General features: G+C 50.4%; 19 protein-coding genes. 17 read left to right on the top strand and 2 right to left on the bottom strand.

Going from position 1 to position 18638, the window contains the following annotated elements; translation table 11 throughout:
• Position 1: 1 nt before the first annotated feature.
• Together H583_RS0107105 and H583_RS0107100 are read left to right on the top strand one after the other, a co-directional pair.
• Positions 2-622: an SCO family protein gene (locus H583_RS0107105; protein ID WP_028559860.1), complete on the top strand. Its 621-nt coding sequence runs from the start codon at positions 2-4 to the stop codon at positions 620-622.
• Positions 622-1563, top strand: a complete 942-nt coding sequence (locus H583_RS0107100) for an AEC family transporter (RefSeq protein ID WP_028559859.1) — start codon at positions 622-624, stop codon at positions 1561-1563. Before H583_RS0107105 ends, H583_RS0107100 begins: the two co-directional genes overlap by 1 nt.
• Here H583_RS0107100 and H583_RS0107095 read toward each other — a convergent pair.
• Both H583_RS0107095 and H583_RS0107090 read right to left on the bottom strand, forming a co-directional pair.
• Positions 1554-1928, bottom strand: coding sequence for a toprim domain-containing protein (locus H583_RS0107095; RefSeq protein ID WP_028559858.1), 375 nt, complete (start codon positions 1926-1928; stop codon positions 1554-1556). The two genes, H583_RS0107100 and H583_RS0107095, sit on opposite strands and share 10 nt — an antisense overlap.
• Before the next feature lie 443 nt (positions 1929-2371).
• On the bottom strand, positions 2372-3520 hold the full coding sequence (locus tag H583_RS0107090; protein WP_028559857.1) for an MFS transporter: 1149 nt from the start codon (positions 3518-3520) through the stop codon (positions 2372-2374).
• Positions 3521-3716: 196 nt separating this feature from the next.
• Here H583_RS0107090 and H583_RS0107085 point away from each other — a divergent pair, with 196 nt between their 5' ends.
• The 15 genes from H583_RS0107085 to H583_RS0107015 all read left to right on the top strand — a co-directional run bounded on the left by H583_RS0107085 (position 3717) and on the right by H583_RS0107015 (position 18592).
• Positions 3717-4175: a hypothetical protein gene (locus tag H583_RS0107085; protein ID WP_028559856.1), complete on the top strand. Its 459-nt coding sequence runs from the start codon at positions 3717-3719 to the stop codon at positions 4173-4175.
• Positions 4176-4210: 35 nt separating this feature from the next.
• Positions 4211-5362 carry a transglutaminase domain-containing protein gene (locus H583_RS0107080; RefSeq protein WP_028559855.1) on the top strand — a complete coding sequence of 384 codons (1152 nt, stop codon included), beginning with the start codon at positions 4211-4213 and terminating at the stop codon, positions 5360-5362.
• A gap of 445 nt (positions 5363-5807) precedes the next feature.
• A complete protein-coding gene (locus H583_RS0107075; protein ID WP_028559854.1) occupies positions 5808-6761 on the top strand; it encodes a metal ABC transporter solute-binding protein, Zn/Mn family in 954 nt (317 codons plus the stop codon).
• 63 nt (positions 6762-6824) lie between these two features.
• Positions 6825-7571 carry a metal ABC transporter ATP-binding protein gene (locus H583_RS0107070; protein ID WP_036708777.1) on the top strand — a complete coding sequence of 249 codons (747 nt, stop codon included), beginning with the start codon at positions 6825-6827 and terminating at the stop codon, positions 7569-7571.
• A complete protein-coding gene (locus tag H583_RS0107065; RefSeq protein ID WP_154665831.1) occupies positions 7571-8509 on the top strand; it encodes a metal ABC transporter permease in 939 nt (312 codons plus the stop codon). The genes H583_RS0107070 and H583_RS0107065 overlap by 1 nt, the downstream gene beginning before the upstream one ends.
• Positions 8506-9393 (top strand): metal ABC transporter permease, encoded by an 888-nt coding sequence (locus tag H583_RS0107060; protein ID WP_028559851.1) that lies wholly within the window; start codon positions 8506-8508, stop codon positions 9391-9393. Before H583_RS0107065 ends, H583_RS0107060 begins: the two co-directional genes overlap by 4 nt.
• Before the next feature lie 147 nt (positions 9394-9540).
• Positions 9541-10287: a Cof-type HAD-IIB family hydrolase gene (locus tag H583_RS0107055; RefSeq protein WP_028559850.1), complete on the top strand. Its 747-nt coding sequence runs from the start codon at positions 9541-9543 to the stop codon at positions 10285-10287.
• Between the two features lie 122 nt (positions 10288-10409).
• Positions 10410-10895 (top strand): DUF456 domain-containing protein, encoded by a 486-nt coding sequence (locus H583_RS0107050; protein WP_028559849.1) that lies wholly within the window; start codon positions 10410-10412, stop codon positions 10893-10895.
• A 27-nt stretch (positions 10896-10922) separates the two neighbouring features.
• On the top strand, positions 10923-11642 hold the full coding sequence (locus tag H583_RS0107045) for a ThuA domain-containing protein (protein WP_028559848.1): 720 nt from the start codon (positions 10923-10925) through the stop codon (positions 11640-11642).
• Positions 11643-11675: 33 nt separating this feature from the next.
• The gene (locus tag H583_RS0107040) at positions 11676-13331 is read left to right on the top strand and encodes a putative polysaccharide biosynthesis protein (protein WP_028559847.1); all 1656 of its coding nucleotides are present in this window, start codon (positions 11676-11678) and stop codon (positions 13329-13331) included.
• Between the two features lie 234 nt (positions 13332-13565).
• Complete coding sequence (locus tag H583_RS0107035; RefSeq protein WP_028559846.1) at positions 13566-15164, top strand: copper amine oxidase N-terminal domain-containing protein; 1599 nt, start codon at positions 13566-13568, stop codon at positions 15162-15164.
• A gap of 4 nt (positions 15165-15168) precedes the next feature.
• Entirely contained in the window at positions 15169-15516 is a 348-nt protein-coding gene (locus tag H583_RS0107030; RefSeq protein ID WP_028559845.1) for a thioredoxin family protein, read from the top strand.
• Between the two features lie 341 nt (positions 15517-15857).
• The gene (locus H583_RS0107025; RefSeq protein WP_425414503.1) at positions 15858-16790 is read left to right on the top strand and encodes a COX15/CtaA family protein; all 933 of its coding nucleotides are present in this window, start codon (positions 15858-15860) and stop codon (positions 16788-16790) included.
• Positions 16791-16985: 195 nt separating this feature from the next.
• Complete coding sequence (locus H583_RS0107020) at positions 16986-17687, top strand: Cthe_2314 family HEPN domain-containing protein (RefSeq protein ID WP_028559843.1); 702 nt, start codon at positions 16986-16988, stop codon at positions 17685-17687.
• A 128-nt stretch (positions 17688-17815) separates the two neighbouring features.
• Entirely contained in the window at positions 17816-18592 is a 777-nt protein-coding gene (locus H583_RS0107015; protein WP_028559842.1) for an SDR family oxidoreductase, read from the top strand.
• Positions 18593-18638: the final 46 nt, after the last annotated feature.

The raw sequence follows: 18638 nt of genomic DNA, 5'->3' as shown, positions 1-18638 counted from the left end.
AATGGCTTTTGTAAAAAAGCATGCATTCAAAATCGCAGTTCTTGCCTTATGTGCTCTTATGGGAATCTATTTGCTGAGCACGATGAAGACAGGGGGAGAGCCGCTCAGAAAACTGGGGCCGGCGCCTGCCTATGAGCTTGCAGATGTGGACGGCAATAAGGTATCGATTGAGAATACACAAGGGAAAGTAAGGCTTCATTATTTTTACTTCTCCTATTGTCCTGACGTGTGTCCGCCAACCACTGCCCAACTGGGGCAGATCCAGGATGCTATGGTGAAGGAAGGCGCTTTCGGCAAGGATTTTCAGATCCATCAGATCACGGTAGATCCCAATCGCGATACGCCGGAGCGAATCAAGGAGTATGCAAGCAAGTTTGATGCAGATCTGACAGGATGGAAGTTTCTGCGTGGTGATGAAGCTGCTACCCATGCGCTGGCAAAACAGTATGGAGTAACGGTAATCAAGACGAGTGAGCAAGAATTTTCCCATACGAACTATTTCATTCTGGTGGATAAACAGGGGGAAGTGCGCAAGTATATCCGGGCAGATGTTGACGAGCTTCAGGTTGATGATGTCATCAAGGATATCAAGAAGCTGTTAAACGAACAGGATGCGAAGTAATGGAAATTTTTTTACATATACTAGTGAATAATTTGCTGCCGCTGTCAGTTATGATTGCTATTGGGATCGTTCTGCAGCGGTCTTTTTCTTTAGATATTAAAACGCTGTCAAAATTGAACTTTTATCTTTTTTCCCCGGCAATTATCTTTAATTTGCTGTACAAGACTGATGTGTCCTGGGCTGTAATCGGATTTGTGCTGCTGTTCTTCTTTGTATTTATGCTGCTTCAATATGGCGTTACAGAAATTGTAATCCGGCTGCGCGGCTTTCAGGGCGGGAAGCGTGCAGCGATGCGCAATAGCGTCTTATTCTATAATAGCGCCAATTACGGGATTCCGCTGAATCAGCTTGCTTTTGCGGGCAACCCGCAAACCTTGGCAATTCAGGTGCTGATTATGATGATGCAATCGCTCATTCCCAATACATACGGCATTTACAGTGTGAATTCACACCGCAAAAATATCAGCTTTATTTGGAAAACAATTGCTTCCATGCCCGTTATCTATGTCATTCCGGTTGCTTTTGCCATGCGCGGCCTGAATGTGGAGCTGCCGGCTTTCTTGCAGACACCGGTCGATTATTTGGCGAATGCCTTTCTGGGAACCGCAATTATTACGCTTGGCGTACAGCTTGGCAGCATGAAGTGGCAGCTCAGCAGACCGCTGCTCGTTGACATCGGTTTGTCCTGTCTGCTGCGGCTGGGTGCCGGTCCTGCACTCGCGGCATTGGTCGTATGGGGCATGAATGGGCTTGGCATGCATATCTCGCCGTTAATGGCCTCGGCGCTTATCGTATCCTCTGCTGTTCCGACCTCGCTTAGCAGCGTACTGCTGGCAGTCGAATTTGACAATGAGCCTGAATTTTCATCCCAGGTTGTATTTGCTTCGACACTGCTCAGTATTTTCTCAGTTACCCTTGTCATTTCTCTGCTTCATATTTGATCTTCTTTGGTCCAAATCTGGTTTGTGTCTGAAGGCGGGTAATGGATGTATTCCTCCAGCCCCGCCTTTTCAAGCTGCTCGATCAAATAGGATTCCGGTGTGGATTCCACGCCAGGGTAGCCACGTCGGGTGTAAATATGTATGGCATCAGGGAACGTATCCCGAAGCATCCCCCGAATCCGTTTACCTGAGGCATCATTATCCATGAACAAATATACCTCTTTATCTCCCGCTTGTTTCTGAAGGGCTGCAATCTGCTTGGTGCCTGGCGTCCCGTAGGTGCAATAGACCGGAACATCCTGCTGCAGAACTCTCCTAATGCGGCTGCGGTCATTTTTTCCTTCGACGATAATGGCAATATCCATAAGCTAATCCCTCCTTTATTTTTATTTTACCCTAAAAGCACAACGCTAGTGTACTCTGCAGGGCAAAGTGTATCATCCTCCGGGGTATCGCAATCTGCGGCATCGTTCCCGCAAATGATTCTTTTGAATTTTCTCATTAAAAAAAGGTCCGCCGAAGCAGACCCTAGAGGGGGTTGGAACATCTTAGTTCAGATGTGAAGGAGATTTGGAACCTTACACGAAGAAAGTACGCGAGATAATGACCAGCAGGATAAACAATACAAGGATTGTACCTGTGGATGTCCAAGCTCCGCCAACACCAGGACCACAAGAACCACAATTGTCAACGTAAGACATTTAAGTCACCCTCTCAATATAGATGTCGTCGCTGGCGCTTCGCCCTGGGCTTTGCGTCCATCGAACATACGATATGTTATGAGCAACAGGCGAAACGGTGTGGGGAATTAGGTAAAATGGGTACGTGCGGAGGCCGCCTGATTCCGGTGAAAGGGAAGTATCATAATGGCGGCCATCAGCACAAGGAATGCGATAAAGTAGGGTGATACCAGTTCCCTTAATTGTCCGGCGAGCAGCGGTCCGGCAAAGGCTCCGATAGAGAAGGCAATGGACAAAATGGAGAACGTCCGACCATAACGCTTGCCCCCGCTAAGCTCAATAAGCAATGAGGAAAGCGCCGGAAAAATGATGCCTTTTGCCATGCCAAGCATCAGGAGCATCACGGACAAGGGGAGCTCGTCGTGAGCGGCCATGAAAAAATAAGTCAGAGCCAGCACAATCGCTCCTCCGATAGAACGGTAGTAAGGCGAATAGCGGTTAAGAAAAAACATGCTGAGCGTAATCAGGGAGCCCAGGCTGACTAGAGAGAACAGCAGCCCGGTTGTCATCAGGGCATCTGATTTGAAGGCCATCAGCGGAAGCTCGAACGACAAAATTCCTTGGGCACAGGCCATGGCAACAGGCAGTGTATAGATCAGCCAGGGGACGCTTGACTGGTGTTCCGGTTCTCCTGTGTTATCTGTATCAGCTGCTGATCCGGCTGCAGCATCTGCGTCATTGCGCAGAAACAGCAGGGCACACAGGGAGACGACGATCAGTATCCAGCCAAGCAGATAGAAGGCTTGGGTGAATCCGATTTGGGCGACAAGGAAGGCTCCTGCTGCCGGGGAGACGACAGAAGCGAGATTGTGGACGACTCCGTTGCCGGCCATCAGCTTGCCTTGCTCAAGCTGGTTTTTGGCCATCTTGGCAAGCATGGCCATGCAGGCAGGAGACAGGAAAGCCAGCACAAAGCCGCTGACCGAACGCAGTACAAGCAGCTGCCAGGGATTGGTCACTTGAGATTGCAGCAGCAAAATGACTCCGGCCAGCAGCAGGCTGAACACGATAAACAAACGGCTGCCGAAGCAGTCGACACTGTAGCCGGCAATCAGATTGCCGGGCAGATGCGTAATTGAATACAATCCCATCATCAGTCCGATAAAGGATGGGGCTGCACCGAGCGACAAGGCGAACGGCGTCAGAATCGGGTATTGGGCATGGAGATCAAAAAAAGCGACGAACAAAAACAAATATAGCCAGATGGCGGTTTTCAAGTCGGTTCCCTCCTATGTTTCCCCTCAGATATTAACTTGTACGTTGCAAAGGGACGGGTTATGCCAATTGTCTGCCGGCTATTGGTTTTCAATAAAAAGTTGCTTTCCCGTCCCCGTCCCGGGTCCGTTTACGGGTAGCAGTGGGTGGGTTATAATGTTTACTAGGCAACTTTAGGGAAATAGGGGGAAAATAAACTTGGATTACAATTGGGATACATGGTCTTTGTTTCTAAAAGAGAATTGGATTATGCTGCTGGTAGCACTTGTCATTCTTTTTATCGTCGTCCGAATTGTAAAGACGGTTGTCAAATGGGCAATTGTTGCTGTTATCGTGCTGGTCATCATCGTGTACAGCGGCTATAATCTTCAAGACCTGAAGGCTGGCATGGAAGGGTTGAAGGAAGTGGGCAGCCAGTTTTCAGACAGTCTGACAGATAGTGTGAAGCAGGAAGCCTTGAATCTGATGAAAAAGGAAGCCGATGAAGCGGTCTATACGTCCAACCCGGATGGCAGCTACTCAGTCAAGACCAAAAATATCGAACTGAGCGGCAAGCCGGGAGAGAATGAGGTAGCTGTAAGCCTCCGCGGCATTCCGATTGGCAAGTGGAAAATTGACGATACAATTAAAGAGCTGATTGCAAGCTCAAAACAGTAAAAAAAGGATAGCGGATTGCTTGGAGGGGATACATCATGAACGACTGGATTCAGACATTTGCAACATTGGAGCCGGTATCGGTGCTTGTCCTCCTAATTCTGGCGGTTTCTCTTGTGCAGGGGCTGCGGCGCGGAGCGGCAGGCTCAGCCAGGCACCTGGTCTATTTTATAATGGATGTCGTATGGATGGTGGCAGCCTTGCTCCTGGCGGGCAGAGCTGCCGCCTTCCTGTCTCATCCTGTGCACAACTGGCTGGTTCAGCGGAATATTGAACTGCCGCAAGGAGAGATCGGAGGGCTGACCCAGCTATGGTATACACTGATTACCGGCGTGCGGGATTTCTCAATGCTGCGTTTTGGCATCCTGTTTATCTTGAGCTATCTGGTAATCCGACTAATATTGAACCCTCTGATACCGTGGCTTATGTCCCTGATTTTCAGTTCAGGTGGGGAGCGGGCACGGTATGCGGAAGCGAGAAGCGGCTTTCTCAGCCGGATTGCCGGAGCGCTGCTGGGCGGGCTGCATGGCCTCGGCAGAGGATTGATGCTGATGGCAGTGCTGTTTATTTACGTCTCGCTGCTGCCGGCAGGTCCACTGGCAGCAGATATAAGCAGCTCGCCGCTTTATAAGAAGGCATCATCCGAGGTGCTGGAGCGGGTAGCCGGGCAGGTGCTGGCTGAGCAGGGACCGGTGTTCACACAGGCGGTCGAAGCGGAGTTCAAGCGTATTTTGCAGCGGAAATACGAGATTATTGATTATGATGTGCCTGATCAGATTCAAGAGGCAGCTGTTCATGTTACCAGAGGGCTGAACACGGAAGAGGAAAAGGCACGAGCGCTGTATGAGTGGATCGGATCGAGAATCGCCTACGACTGGGATAAAGCCAACAACTATGAGCAGCGGGGGATCTGGAAGGAGCAGACGCCGGAGGAGACATTTGCATCGCGCAAAGGTGTATGTATCGATGTATCGCGTCTCTACTCGATGATGGCCCGCAGTGCAGGGCTTGAGGTACGCGTCGTCACCGGACTTGGCGCCAATGGACGGGGCGGCTGGGGTCCGCATGCGTGGAATGAGGTACTGCTGGCAGACCAGAACAAGTGGATTCCGCTTGATGCGACGTGGCAGAGTTCAGGAGACTGGTTTAATACGCCGGATTTCGACAAGACACATATTGCCGATACCTAGAACGGCTGCGTGATCTGTACAAATGTGAAAAAGGCCTGGAGTACAGACAGAGAATTTCATTCGCAAGCCAAACCATATAATCAACACAGCTGACAATAAGGCGTCCCTGAGCATTTTTCGGGGGCGTCTTTTATTTGCAGCACTGTTATCTATACGGCCAGGTGTTCAACAAACAACAACTCTTCCACAGAATTGGCGGTCGTCACCAGATGAGCCAGCTGGGCATATACTACAAACGCCAAAATTATACCAAGTAATCAGTTGTTATACACATGTACATAGACATTAAAACAAGGAATTATCTCATGAAAGCATGAATATCAATGATAAATGTTGCTTTATGGAAACTTTTTTGTTGGAAATTAAAAAAAAAGGCTGAAACCAATACTTGTTCGCAAGCGCCAATTAATGCTGACGGCAGATCGTACGGAGAGGAGCGACATATATGAATATTTTGAAGTTTGCATCCGTTCAGAGGGCCTTGCTCACTGTGTTCTATCTGGCGGCAGCAGCTATTATCATTTCAGCTTGCGGCACAAGCGGCAATTCGGAGGATGACGGCCGGCTGAAGGTGACATCGACTATCGGCATGATTCATGACTTGGTAAAAAATATCGGCGGGGACCGGGTTGCATCAACAGGATTAATGGGGCCGGGTACCGATCCGCATCTGTACAAGGCATCCCATGGAGATATCCGCAAGCTGGATGAGGCCGATATTATTTTTTACAACGGTCTGCATCTGGAAGGCAAGATGGGCGAGGTGCTGGTGAAGCTGGAAAAGAGAAAGGCAGTTGTTCCGGTTACGAAGAACATTCCCCGAAGCAGCCTCATGCTTGTTGATGACAGCGGGCAGGGGACATATGACCCGCATGTATGGTTTGATGTCAGCCGCTGGATTTCTGCGGCAGAGGTTATTGAAGAGACGCTGGCCGGGCTGGATCAGGATAATGCGGATTATTACAAGGAGCGGGCAGCTGAATATATCGGCCGTCTCAAGCAACTGGATCAATATGCCAGAGAGCAATTGGCTTCTATTCCGGAAGAACGGCGTATTCTGGTCACGGCGCATGATGCATTCGGTTACTTTGGCAAGGCGTATGGCATTCGGGTCTTGGGGCTGCAAGGAATCAGTACGGCCTCTGAATATGGTTCCAAGGATGTCAGCGACCTGAGAAATTTCCTCGTCGACAACAAGATCAGGGCGGTATTTATTGAGTCCAGCGTGCCGAAGCGTTCAATTGAGGCCGTGCTTGAAGGCTCGAAGAAGCGTGGCCACACTGTGGAAATTGGCGGTGAGCTGTTCTCCGATGCCATGGGTCAGGAAGGTACAGTTGAAGGGACCTATATCGGAATGGTTACCCATAATATCAATATCATCGTTCGGGCATTGAAATAAGCGGCCGGAAGATGATGACGGTATTCAACGGGATGTACAGCATTTTTGAAGGAGGCAGGTCGCATGACGAAGAATGCGCTTCATATAGAAGGGCTTAGCGTGGCATATCAAAAAAAGCCCGTGCTCTGTAACGTCTCATTTGAAGTGAAGGAGGGTCAGCTGGTCGGAGTGGTCGGACCGAATGGCGCGGGAAAATCGACGCTGATAAAGGCCGCACTCGGGCTCATTCCGAGCTTGACGGGGCAGGTGCAAGTATACGGCAGGCCTTACAAGCAGCAACGGCGGCTGGTCGGCTACGTGCCGCAGCGGGAGTCGGTAGACTGGGATTTCCCGACCAATGCGCTCGATGTCGTCGTAATGGGGCGTTACGGGCATCTGGGATGGTTCCGCAGACCAGGCGCCAAGGAGAAGCGTATCGCTATGGAATGCCTGGCGAAGGTCGGGATGACGGATTATGCGGACCGGCAGATTAGCCAGCTTTCAGGCGGACAGCAGCAGCGGGTATTCCTGGCCCGTGCGCTGGCCCAGGATGCGCAGCTCTATTTCATGGATGAGCCGTTTGTCGGTGTTGATGCGGCTACAGAGAAGGCAATCATCCAACTGTTGCAGGAGCTGAAGCGTCAGGGGAAGACGGTTATTGTTGTTCATCATGACCTTGCGACCGTGGAGGAATATTTTGATTCTGTGCTGCTGCTTAATGTGGAACTTCGGGCTTACGGGCTGACCAGGGACGTGTTTACAAGGACGAACCTTCACCAGACCTACGGCGGCAAGCTTGCTTTTCTGGACCGGGAGAAGGTGAGCCTGTGATCGAACGGCTTGCTTCTCTGTTTACCGATCCGAACACCCAATGGATTTTGTTTGGCTGTATGCTGCTGGGTTTGTGCAGCGGTGTCGTCGGCTGCTTCTCCTATTTACGCAAGCAAAGCCTGATGGGGGATACGCTTGCCCATGCGGCCTTGCCGGGGATTTGTATCGCCTTTATGCTTACCGGCACGAAGTCGATGCTGCTGTTCCTGATCGGCGCAGGCATCTCAGGCGTTATCGCGACCTTCGGTATCGGCTGGATTACCCGATATTCAAGAATCAAGTCTGACGCGGCAATGGGTATTATACTTTCCTCATTCTTTGGCATCGGAATTGTGCTTCTCACGCAAATCCAGCACAGTAATTACGGCAATCAGAGCGGCCTGGATAAATTTCTGTTTGGCCAGGCGGCCTCCATGATCGGGTCGGATGTATGGACAATGATGATCGTTTGTGGGATTTTGCTCTTCGTATGCGCATTGCTGTTCAAGGAGCTCAAGCTGTTCTCATTTGATCCCGGCTTTGCCCGCGGGCTGGGCTATCCGACAGCCGTTCTTGACCAATTGCTCATGTTCTTTATCGTCATTGCTGTCGTGGTCGGCATTCAGGCTGTCGGTGTCGTCCTTGTAGCTGCTCTGCTTATAACCCCCGCTGTCTCCGCCCGTTACTGGACGGACCGGCTCGGCGTCATGGTTGTGCTGGCAGGTATATTCGGGGCCGTCAGCGGCGCACTCGGAACATTATTGAGCTCTATGGTGCAGAATCTGCCAACCGGTCCGCTCAGCGTATTGTCCGCGACAGCGGTATTCTGCTTATCGGTATTGTGTGGGCCGCGCAGAGGGGTTCTGTCGAAATACTATCAGACCGCCCGGATGAAGCGCCGTATACAGACCGATAACTCCGGTCAAAGCCAGAGCATCAAGGAGGGAGCCGCATCATGATCGATTTCTGGATTCTGCTTACCGGAGCCCTCGTCGCTTCCTGCTGCGGGATTTTAGGAGCCTTCCTCGTCCTTCGCAAGATGGCGATGATCGGGGATGCGATCAGCCACTCCGTACTGCCCGGCATTGTCATCGCCTTTATGATCAGCGGTTCACGCGATTCATTCGCCATGCTGCTGGGAGCTTCGCTGCTGGGACTGGTAACGGTGTTTCTAATTCAAATGTTCAAGCAGAGTGGTGTGCAGGCCGATGCATCTATTGGCGTTGTATTTACCGCACTGTTCGCCGTTGGAGTCGTGCTCGTCAGCCTGAATGCCCGCCAGGTCGATCTGGATCTGGATTGCGTGCTATACGGAGAGATTGCCTATGTGCACTGGAATACCTGGTCGATGTCGGGTGTTGATTTGGGGCCAAAGGCGGTCTGGCTGCTCGGCTTCACACTGCTGGTCATTCTTGCGGTACTTGGACTGTTCTACAAGCAGTTCAAGCTGTGTGCTTTTGACCCCGCACTTGCAGCCGCACTTGGTATTCCGGTAGCCCTGTTCCATTACTTGCTTATGGGGCTGGTCTCCATGGCTACTGTCAGCTCATTTGAAAGCGTGGGTGCAATTCTTGTAGTAGGCCTGCTGATTATTCCGGCGTCCACTGCGTACCTGCTGACAGACCGGCTGGGCCGGATGATCGCGTTGAGCGCAGGCATCGGGGTGCTGAGCACCGTTATCGGCTACGGGGCAGCAGTTGTGCTGGATGCCTCTATTGCCGGCTGTATGGTGTGCGCGGCTGCGCTGTTATTCGTATTGGCTTTTCTGTTCTCGCCCAAGCATGGCCTCGTCGCCCGCGCTGCCCGCAGACGCCGGCTGTCCAGGCAGCAGCTTGGAGCATAAGGGATATGCCAGTTAATGACGGCACAGCCCTGGACACTTGATAAGCATATTTGGCCTGTCCCAATGTATACCGGGGCAGGTCTTGCTGTTTTTAAAGCCAGGCAAGTATGCTAAAATGTCTGTAGAGCAAGGTGAGGGAGGAGCATCATGAATAAATATAAATTGATTGCGTTGGATATGGATGGAACATTGCTCAATGATACAAGCGAGATCAGCAGTAAAAATGCAGCGTGGATATATAAGGCCCGGGAGGCTGGAATGATCGTCTGCCTCTCTACCGGACGCGGATTTCAAAGCGCCCTTCCTTATGCCGAGCAGCTCAAGCTGGACACACCGATGATTACGGTCAATGGCGGAGAAATCTGGCACCGTCCGCATGTGCTCTACCGCCGGACGTTCCTTAATGAAGGAATCGTCAGCCGGCTCCTGGAGCTTGCACAAAAACACGAAACCTGGCATTGGGGCTATACCGTCGACAAAGTATATAATACAGAAAAATGGCTGGAGCCGGGGCAGTCGCCGGATGATCTGCACTGGCTGAAATTTGGCTACGATACGAAAAATGATGCAGCGCGTGAGGCAATCATACAGGAGATCAGCAATTGGGGCGGATTGGAAATATCCAATTCCTCACCGACTAATCTTGAGATTAATCCCGGGGGCATCTCTAAAGCATCCGCCCTGCAAGAGCTATGCGGTCTGCTGGAGCTGGATATGTCCCAGGTTATTGCGGTCGGCGACAGTCTCAATGATATTGCAGCAATCCGTGAAGCCGGTCTGGGCATTGCGATGGGGAATGCGCAGGATGCGGTGAAGCAGGCAGCTAATGCCGTTACCGTATCCAATAACGAGGATGCCATTGCCCATGTGCTGGAGCATATTGTTAAAATTTAATCCGGCTCAATCGAGGGGCCGTCTATGAAACTGGCTTGATCGCAATAACGAACTTACACACTGTAGTGGCACCAGGGCATTGCACAATGTTGGACTGACTTGAAGGGAGGGAGCTTTGGACGATGGAAATTGCAGGCTGGATTCTGGTTATCGTCCTGTTCGCTGTAGGTATGGCGGGAGCGATCTTCCCGGTTCTGCCCGGGGCGCTTGCGATCTATGGCGCTTTTTTTGTGTATGGGTTCATGATCAGTTTTGCGCCGTTTAACTGGTTTTTCTGGACCGTGCAGACATTGATTGTTGTGGTGCTGTTTATTGCCGATTATGCGGTCAATGCCTGGGGAGTCAAGAAGTACGGCGGCTCCAGGGCATCCGTTATCGGCAGTACGGTTGGAATTTTGATCGGTCCGTTTCTCATACCGGGCTTTGGGCTTTTGATCGGCCCGTTTGTCGGTGCGGTTATCGGGGAACTGATGGTTGGTACTGACGCAAAGCAGTCGCTGAAAGTAGGGTACGGGTCCGTTATTGGCCTGTTCTCCAGCACGGTGGTCAAAATTATTTTGCAGCTGCTGATGATCGTCTTGTTCATTGTATGGCTGCTGATTTATTAATTCCACGATTGGGAGTGTACGGATTCAATGATTAAAGTGACGATATGGAATGAATTCAGGCATGAAAAGAACAATGAAGCTGTAGCGAAAATTTATCCGGACGGCATTCATGAGGCGCTTGCCAAGGGCATTGCCGAGGGCGGAATTGAAATCAGAACGGCAACGCTGGATGAGCCGGAGCATGGCTTGACCGAGGAAGTGCTGGCAAATACCGATGTACTGCTCTGGTGGGGCCATCTGGCTCATGATGAGGTTGAGGACGCCATTGTTGAGCGTGTGAAGGCGAGAGTGCTGGCCGGAATGGGTCTTATTGTTCTGCACTCGGGACATTTCTCCAAGATTTTCAAAGCTTTGATGGGGACAGGCTGTGATCTGAAATGGCGCGAGGCCAACGAGAAAGAACGGATATGGGTTGTAAACCCTGCGCATCCGATCGCTTCGGGACTGCCTGAATATATTACCATTGATCATGAGGAAATGTACGGTGAGCATTTTGATATTCCAGCGCCGGACGAGCTGGTATTTATCAGCTGGTTTGAAGGCGGGGAAGTATTCCGCAGCGGCTGCACTTTCTATCGCGGCCAGGGCAAAATCTTTTATTTCCGTCCCGGACATGAGAGCCACCCGACCTACTACCATCCTGAGGTACTGCAAGCAATCCGCAATGGAGTCCGCTGGGCAGCTCCTTCGGGGGCAGCAGCGCCTGTCAGAGGCAATCATCAACCGCTGGAGCCTATCAAAGGCTGATCAAGCGGAGGAACAGGCGGGTATTTAAAGGAAATGATAAAAAAAGATTCTCTGCTTAAAGGAACACTTATATTGGCGGCGGCCGCTCTGGTCGCCCGTTTTTTAGGCCTGTTTCAGCGTATTCCTCTAGACAGCATTCTGGGGAAGGACGGAGGGACTTATTTCGCCCAGGCGAACAACGTGTATCTGTTCCTGCTTATTATCGCAACAGGCGGAATCCCTAGCGCAATCAGCAAAATGGTCTCCGAGCGCTACGCACAGGGACGGGTTCATGAGGGTCAGCAAATTTACCGGGCAGCGCTGCTGTTCGGGGCCGTCTCCGGAATTATGATGGCGGTATTGCTTTATGTATTTTCCCCGTTTATCGTGACCGAGATTTCGGGATATCCGGGTGCGAGGCTTGCGGTTCAGGCGATTGCGCCATCCTTGCTGCTGTTCCCGGTGATTGCTATGATGCGCGGCTATTTCCAGGGCAGGCAAATGATGAGCGCCGGGGCGATCTCGCAAATTGTGGAGCAGATTTTCCGTGTCATTACGGCGGTTGGACTTGCTCTCTTGCTGTTGTCAATCGGGTTTGACAATGAGTGGCTGGCAGCCGGAGCTTCATTTGGCAGCGTGCTCGGAAGCATCGGCGCATTTCTGGTCATGCTCTGGTATGCCCGCAAGCTGCGCCGTCAGGATACTGCTGATGAGGCCATGCAGGCAACCATTCAAAGAGAGCAGAAGACCGGCATCGTCAAACTGAGATTGAAAACAATTTATGGCGAGCTGTTCCGAATATCGGTTCCGATCGTAATCACAGCCATGACGGTGCAGCTCTTATACATGTTTGATACTTTGCTGTTCAACCGGGTAACCGGGGCTTACTATTCTGCAGAAGGGGCACTTGCTGCCCTGAATTGGCTCGGAATCAGGGCGCAGGGAGTGGCAGGCCTTCCGCCAATTCTGGCTATTGCCTTGAGTACCTCAATCATTCCGGCCATCTCTTCGGCCTATTCCGTCCGCAATATGGCGGAGGTGCAGCGTCAGGGCTCGCTGGTCATGCGCATCGTGCTGTTCACGGGCATTCCTGCCGCGCTCTCGCTTACGATAGCAGCTGTTTCCGTAACGGGATTTTTGTTCGAGGGAACCGGGGGCAGCGGTATCGTCGCGGCGCTTACAGCCGGAACGATATTTCAGATTACGATGATGACGACCAATTCAATGCTGTTCGGAATGGGCAAGCAGACGAGTCCGCTGCGGCATACGTTCGCAGGGATTGCAGTGAAGGTGGCCGGAAGCATTGCTTTGGGCCCGTTCCTGGGAGTATATGGCCTTATTATCGCATCTACGCTTTGCTTTATTATGATTACTGCACTGAACCTGCGGGTCATCCGCAAGGAGGTCAGTCTCAATGTGCTGGGCGGCCGCTGGAGCCGCTATATATTGACTGTGGCCATTACCGGAGCGCTGGGCTTTGGAGTTGAACTGGGCGGCCGGATCCTGCTTGATCCGCTGCCGGACAAGCTGCAATTTTTCTTTTCAGCTGCATGCTCCGGCCTCGTCATGATTGTCAGCTATTTTGTACTGCTGGTTTTGTTGAAAATTGTCACTGCCCAGGATGCGTCCTCTTTTCCGGGACCGCTTCGCAAAGTATTTAATGTGCTTCTTCGCCGTTTGGGCGGCAAGCAGCCTCAAGCTCACTCATAAAAGGAAAAGGGAAACGCCAGCTGTTATTTTTTGAATTTCAGCTGAATTTCCCTTTTTTGTTTATTTTATGGTTATTTTCTATTTTGCGTAACATTTTTATCCGGAATTGTGTTTACTTCCATCTTTCGACTGGTTATATAGTAGTAGGGAATAGCCCTAAATTCCCGTTACCAAATAACGGCGCTTGTGCTAAAATAAACGCTGTTACAATTTAATGGAGAGGGGAAAGGTATCTTGAATAAAATTATGAAGAGCAGAAAGGGACTGATTGCATTATTGCTATCGATGGTCCTTATCATTGCTGCGGGCTGTCAGTCTGTAGGAGGGCTGGATTTCAACTCCGCATTGAAGCAGTCCTTGAAGGTAACTTCCTCTGAAGGCAACCAGACCATGGAGTTCAAGTTGTTGTTGAAAGAGAATGCGGCTGAAGGACTTGATCCGGAAGAAGCCGCAATGATGGAATTATTTTCAAATGTAAAACTGGAACTGACAGATATCAAGATGAATAAAGAGCAGCATTTTTCTACGGATGGCGTGCTGTCACTGGGCAGCGAGAAGATTGGCTTCTCCGTGTATAGCGACCATAAGCAAGCTGTAATACATATTGATGGGGCGAAGCGTCCGTTTGTGTTTAACATTAAAGACATTGCCTATTACGGGTACGGGTTGCCTGAGCTGGAAGAAGCTGCTGCTGATGCAGAGACGAATGCGGAGCTTGAAGCTAAGGTTGCCGAGCTGCAGAGAAAGGTGATGGAAACAGCTAGCGGATTTATTATTGAGAAGCTTCCTAACCCGAAACGCATTTCCGTTAAACCGGGAAGCGAGACTGTCCATAATGAGAAATTGACAGGTATGCATGTAGAGGCTGATATTGACGGCTCCGAGCTGCTGCCTTGGGTACAAAGCTTCCTGTCTGCACTGATTTCTGATCCTGAGGGCGTTAAGAATGTGCTGACTGAACTAATCCGCATTACATCCGAACAGCCTGACCTTTGGGAATCCCTGGGCGTCGCCGATCCGTTCTCTGAGGAGTATTTGGAAGGGAAAACCAAGGAGCAGCTTGCTGCTGAAGGAGCGGATGGATTCATCAAGTTCCTGAAGGAAATCAAGACTGAACTGGACAGCGCGATTAATGACAGTGACTACAAGGAAATTCTGAATGCCAACTCCTATCTGAAATACAATCTGTTTGTAGATTCCAAGCTGGATATCCGCAAATCAGCTGTAACAGCGGTATTTAAACCAGGCGTGGATCAGTCAGAAGAATTTATGGCCAGTCCTTTAGAAGGCTTTAGTCTTAATATTACGAGTGAAAGCTGGAATGTAAACGGCATTGTGACGCCTGTCAAGCCATCCGAAACTTCCGTTTACTACGGCTTCGATCAAGTGTTCAATTCCGAAAGCTTCCAAATGTTGCAATTCTTCAATGAAGATTCCACTGTATATAATCTGCTGAAGAAGTTTGGCATGAACAAGCAAAGCTTGTACTTCGGGGAATATGACGATCATCCGCCAATCGTGCTGCCTCAGGGGCTGACACTGCTTCCGCTGCGCGACACATTGGACCAGTTCGGTGCAAGTCTGGATTACACAGAGGATGACACAACGTTCAAAATTTATGACAAGCCGACCAACACTAGAATTTCCATTGTGAAAGATGCGGATTCTTTGACTGTGAACGGAAATGTGGTAAAATGGTCCTCACCTACTACCAAGGTAGACGGAACGCTTTACGTGCCTGCTCGTGATTTGATTCAGGCTCTTGGCGGGAAGCTGCATTGGGAGGATTGGGGCGACGATTACCGCATCCTAATTGCAGAAAGGGAGCTGTAAAACTATGCAAAAACTGCAGACAGAGCAGCAGTTCCGTGATTTGGCGGGCAAGCAGCAGCTGACCATTGCAGTATTCAAAACGACCTGGTGTCCGGATTGCCATTTCATCGATCCGTTTATGCCCGCGGTTGAGGAACACTTTAAAGGGCAAGTGACCTTCGTGGAAATTGACCGTGACGATATGCCTGAGCTGTGCAGCGAGTTGAATATTTTGGGTATTCCAAGCTTCATTGCTTTCTATGAAGGCAAGGAACTGGTGCGCTTCGTTAACAAGCTCCGCAAAAGCCGCGAGGAAATCGAGCAGTTTGTTGACCGTGCCATTCAGGTGCAAGGTGCTTTGGCCGGCAACTAATTGATGGTAAGCAGGGCTAGAATGAATAGATAAAATACCCGCAGAGCAGCCTGTTTAGGGAAGCTGCTTTTGCGGGTATTTTTATGCCTGCATTTCAGCTGGTGCGAATTCTTTTATGAGAACTGGCTGGTTGTCCAAGCTATTCATTCCTGCCCGGTTATCCGTAAGATTGGATAAGCTATAAGCAATGATGCGGCTGCCGAATGCCGCCGGGCGTGATGTGTGACAGGGTGTTGACACGTTGAGCAAACCGTTGTTCTGACGGGGATTGTCACATTTTCAACATGGCTTTTGCCTTTTTTTATCGCTATAATGGGTTGTAATTATTTATACGAAAAGTGGTGAATGTTTTGGTACCCAAAAGCTACCGCCTGCTTGCGCTTGTCTCTACTATAGGGATGCTGCTCGTATTATTGAACGGGGCGCTTGTAACCAACACCGGTTCGGGCAGGGGATGTGGAGATGATTGGCCGCTGTGTCATGGCAAGTTCATTCCCGCGTATACACTCGAATCTTTTATTGAATATTCTCACCGTCTGGTAACGGGAATTGTAGGGCTTGTTGTGGTTTTGGTCTTTATCTATACCCTGGTCAAATTCCGCAGCCAAAAGGAAGCGCTTGTCTATTCCGGGAGCGCATTGTTCTTTACTGTACTGCAAGCGCTGCTTGGCGCCGCTGCTGTTATGTGGCCGCAATCGCCGCCTGTTATGGCGCTGCATTTCGGCTTCTCGCTCATGGCTTTTGCCAGTACATTGCTGCTGGTCATCTGGGCGTCACGCTACAGGAAAGGCAAGGCGGCCCCGCAGTGGAATACCGTGCCGGCTTCCGTCTACAAATTTTCCTTTGCGCTGTTTGTTTATACGTATATCGTAGTCTATATCGGAGCCTTTATCCGGCATACCAAATCCGGAGGAGGATGTCTGGGCTGGCCGCTATGTAACGGTCAAGTGATTCCCGAATTGAGCGGGGCATCAGGGATTGTCTTCATGCACCGTATTGCGGCGCTGATTCTTGTGGTGCTTGTCATCCTGCTGACGATTCATATTCATAAGCATACTTCCCATGAAGGACTGCTGCGGATGAGCCGCTTGTCCACTATTTTGGTTATTGTGCAAGTATTCAGCGGAGCGCTTTTAACGTTTGCCATTGGCAATGAGAATGTGTTTATTTTCACAGGATTGCTTCATAATTTGATTATTTGCGGCTATTTTGCGCTGTTGGTTGATATATGTATTCAGGCATGGAGATCCAGGAAGGGTCGCACGAGCTACTAATTTTGACCGGGCACACGTCTGCAGTGTAGATGCGCAGGGGCAGCACATGGTAAAATAAAAAAAGGCTGGAATGATACCTGAAGCGCCAGGCGCGAAAGAATATTTCAGCCCTGCTGCACCATACTACTTAAGTAAGGCGAAGCGGGTATTTTACCGTTGGCAGTTAAAGCAGACGTGAGGAAAGGTGGCCCTGCGATGCTTCGTATGATGTTTGGGGAACCGCCGCGTAAGCTCGAAGGCCGATTAGGCGAGACCATTCATCTGATTCGGCGTTTCGTCTCCCTTATGCAGAAGCGGATCAAGGAAAACCCGCAGCAGGAGCACAGCTTGCGGAAGTATGAAATTTGGACACTTGGACTATTGGCCTCACTGGATGAGTTGGAGGAGAGCCAATATGCTTCCCACCGGTTTGCAGGCCAGATCAAGACAACTTCTATGGCTGAGATGACCGAAGAGGATTTGCTCAGCTATTACCGCCATGTTTATTTCGATAAAAATGCCTTTATTCGCGTCTTTTCGCTGCTGGATAAATTGGGGACACTTATGAACGATATGTTCCAGCTCCGGACAGAGCGGGTTAAGCCGCATTTTTCGTATTTCACCGTTCTGCGTAACATGAGAGAAAAGAATTTGCACCCCCCATTATCCAAGACGCTTAATGAGCTGAAGGAACGCTACAAGGAACCTCTATCCCGATTACGCAAAAGACGCAATACCGAAATTCATTACATGAACCCGGAGATGCAGGACGATCTTCGCCGTCTGGACAGTATGAACAGCCAGGAAGCCGAACTTGAAAATATTAGCGGGCAGCTGAATGATCTGGACAGGGGCTGCGAGATGGTTATGGAGTCCTTATACCATACGTTTGACTATGCTTACGCTAAATTTCGCTGAGCTGATATAAGCCTTGGCATGGGAGATGGCAGGCTTATTGAAAAGATGTTCTTGGCGGAGCTTTGTGCCTGACTGCCATTGAAGGCGTAAAGCTGTTATGCTATCAAGCTGTGGAGGGGAGAAATTCCGTGGATTTAAAGGGGAAAACGGCTTTAATTACCGGCAGTGCCAAAGGACTCGGCAAAAGTACAGCACTGCTCTTGGCGAGTCAGGGCTGCAATATTATATTGAATTATGTAAACAGCAAACCGGAAGCGCTTCAGCTCAAAAGACAAATCGAATCGCTTGGAGTTGGGGCAGCTGCGGTGCAGGCCGATATCTCTGACCCTGAGCAGGTCAAACATCTTGCCGATGAAGCGGAGAGAACCTTCGGGAGTATTGATATTCTGATTAATAATGCTGGCCCGTTCATCCGGGAACGGAGAGTATTCCTGGATTACAGTACGGAGGAAATCTATCAGATGCTTAACGGCAATCTGCTCGGTGTCATGCTTCTGGACCACCGTGTGCTCCCAGGGATGCGTGCGCGCCGGTGGGGACGGATTATACACTTTGGGTTCGGTCATGCCGGAGAAGCAAGAGCATGGCCTCACAGGGCTGTATATGCCGCCGCCAAAACCGGACTTGTATCGTTTACAAAGACACTGGCTGTCGAGGAAGCTGCGCACGGCATTACGGTAAACATGATATGCCCGGGAGATATCCGGGGAATTAACAAGGAGAAATCCATTGATGATGTGGAAGGGGAAATCGATGAGGAATCGCCGCGCGGCAGACCGGGAACGGGAGAGGATGTCGGCCGTGCAATCTGCTTTTTGTGTGATTCCAGATCCGATTTTATAACCGGCAATATTCTGGATGTAACCGGCGGGCTGGACCCGATCAAGCGCACGCTCAAAGGGTAGGATCAAGCTGAATAGAGGGCGCAAAAAAGAGTCTGTCAGCAGCATC

Source organism: Paenibacillus pinihumi DSM 23905 = JCM 16419, assembly GCF_000422505.1.
In the GTDB taxonomy this organism is placed as follows: Bacteria; Bacillota; Bacilli; order Paenibacillales; family Paenibacillaceae; genus Paenibacillus_D; species Paenibacillus_D pinihumi.
The sequence above is the reverse complement of the archived record's forward strand: the minus strand, read 5'-3'. Positions and strand labels throughout refer to the sequence as shown.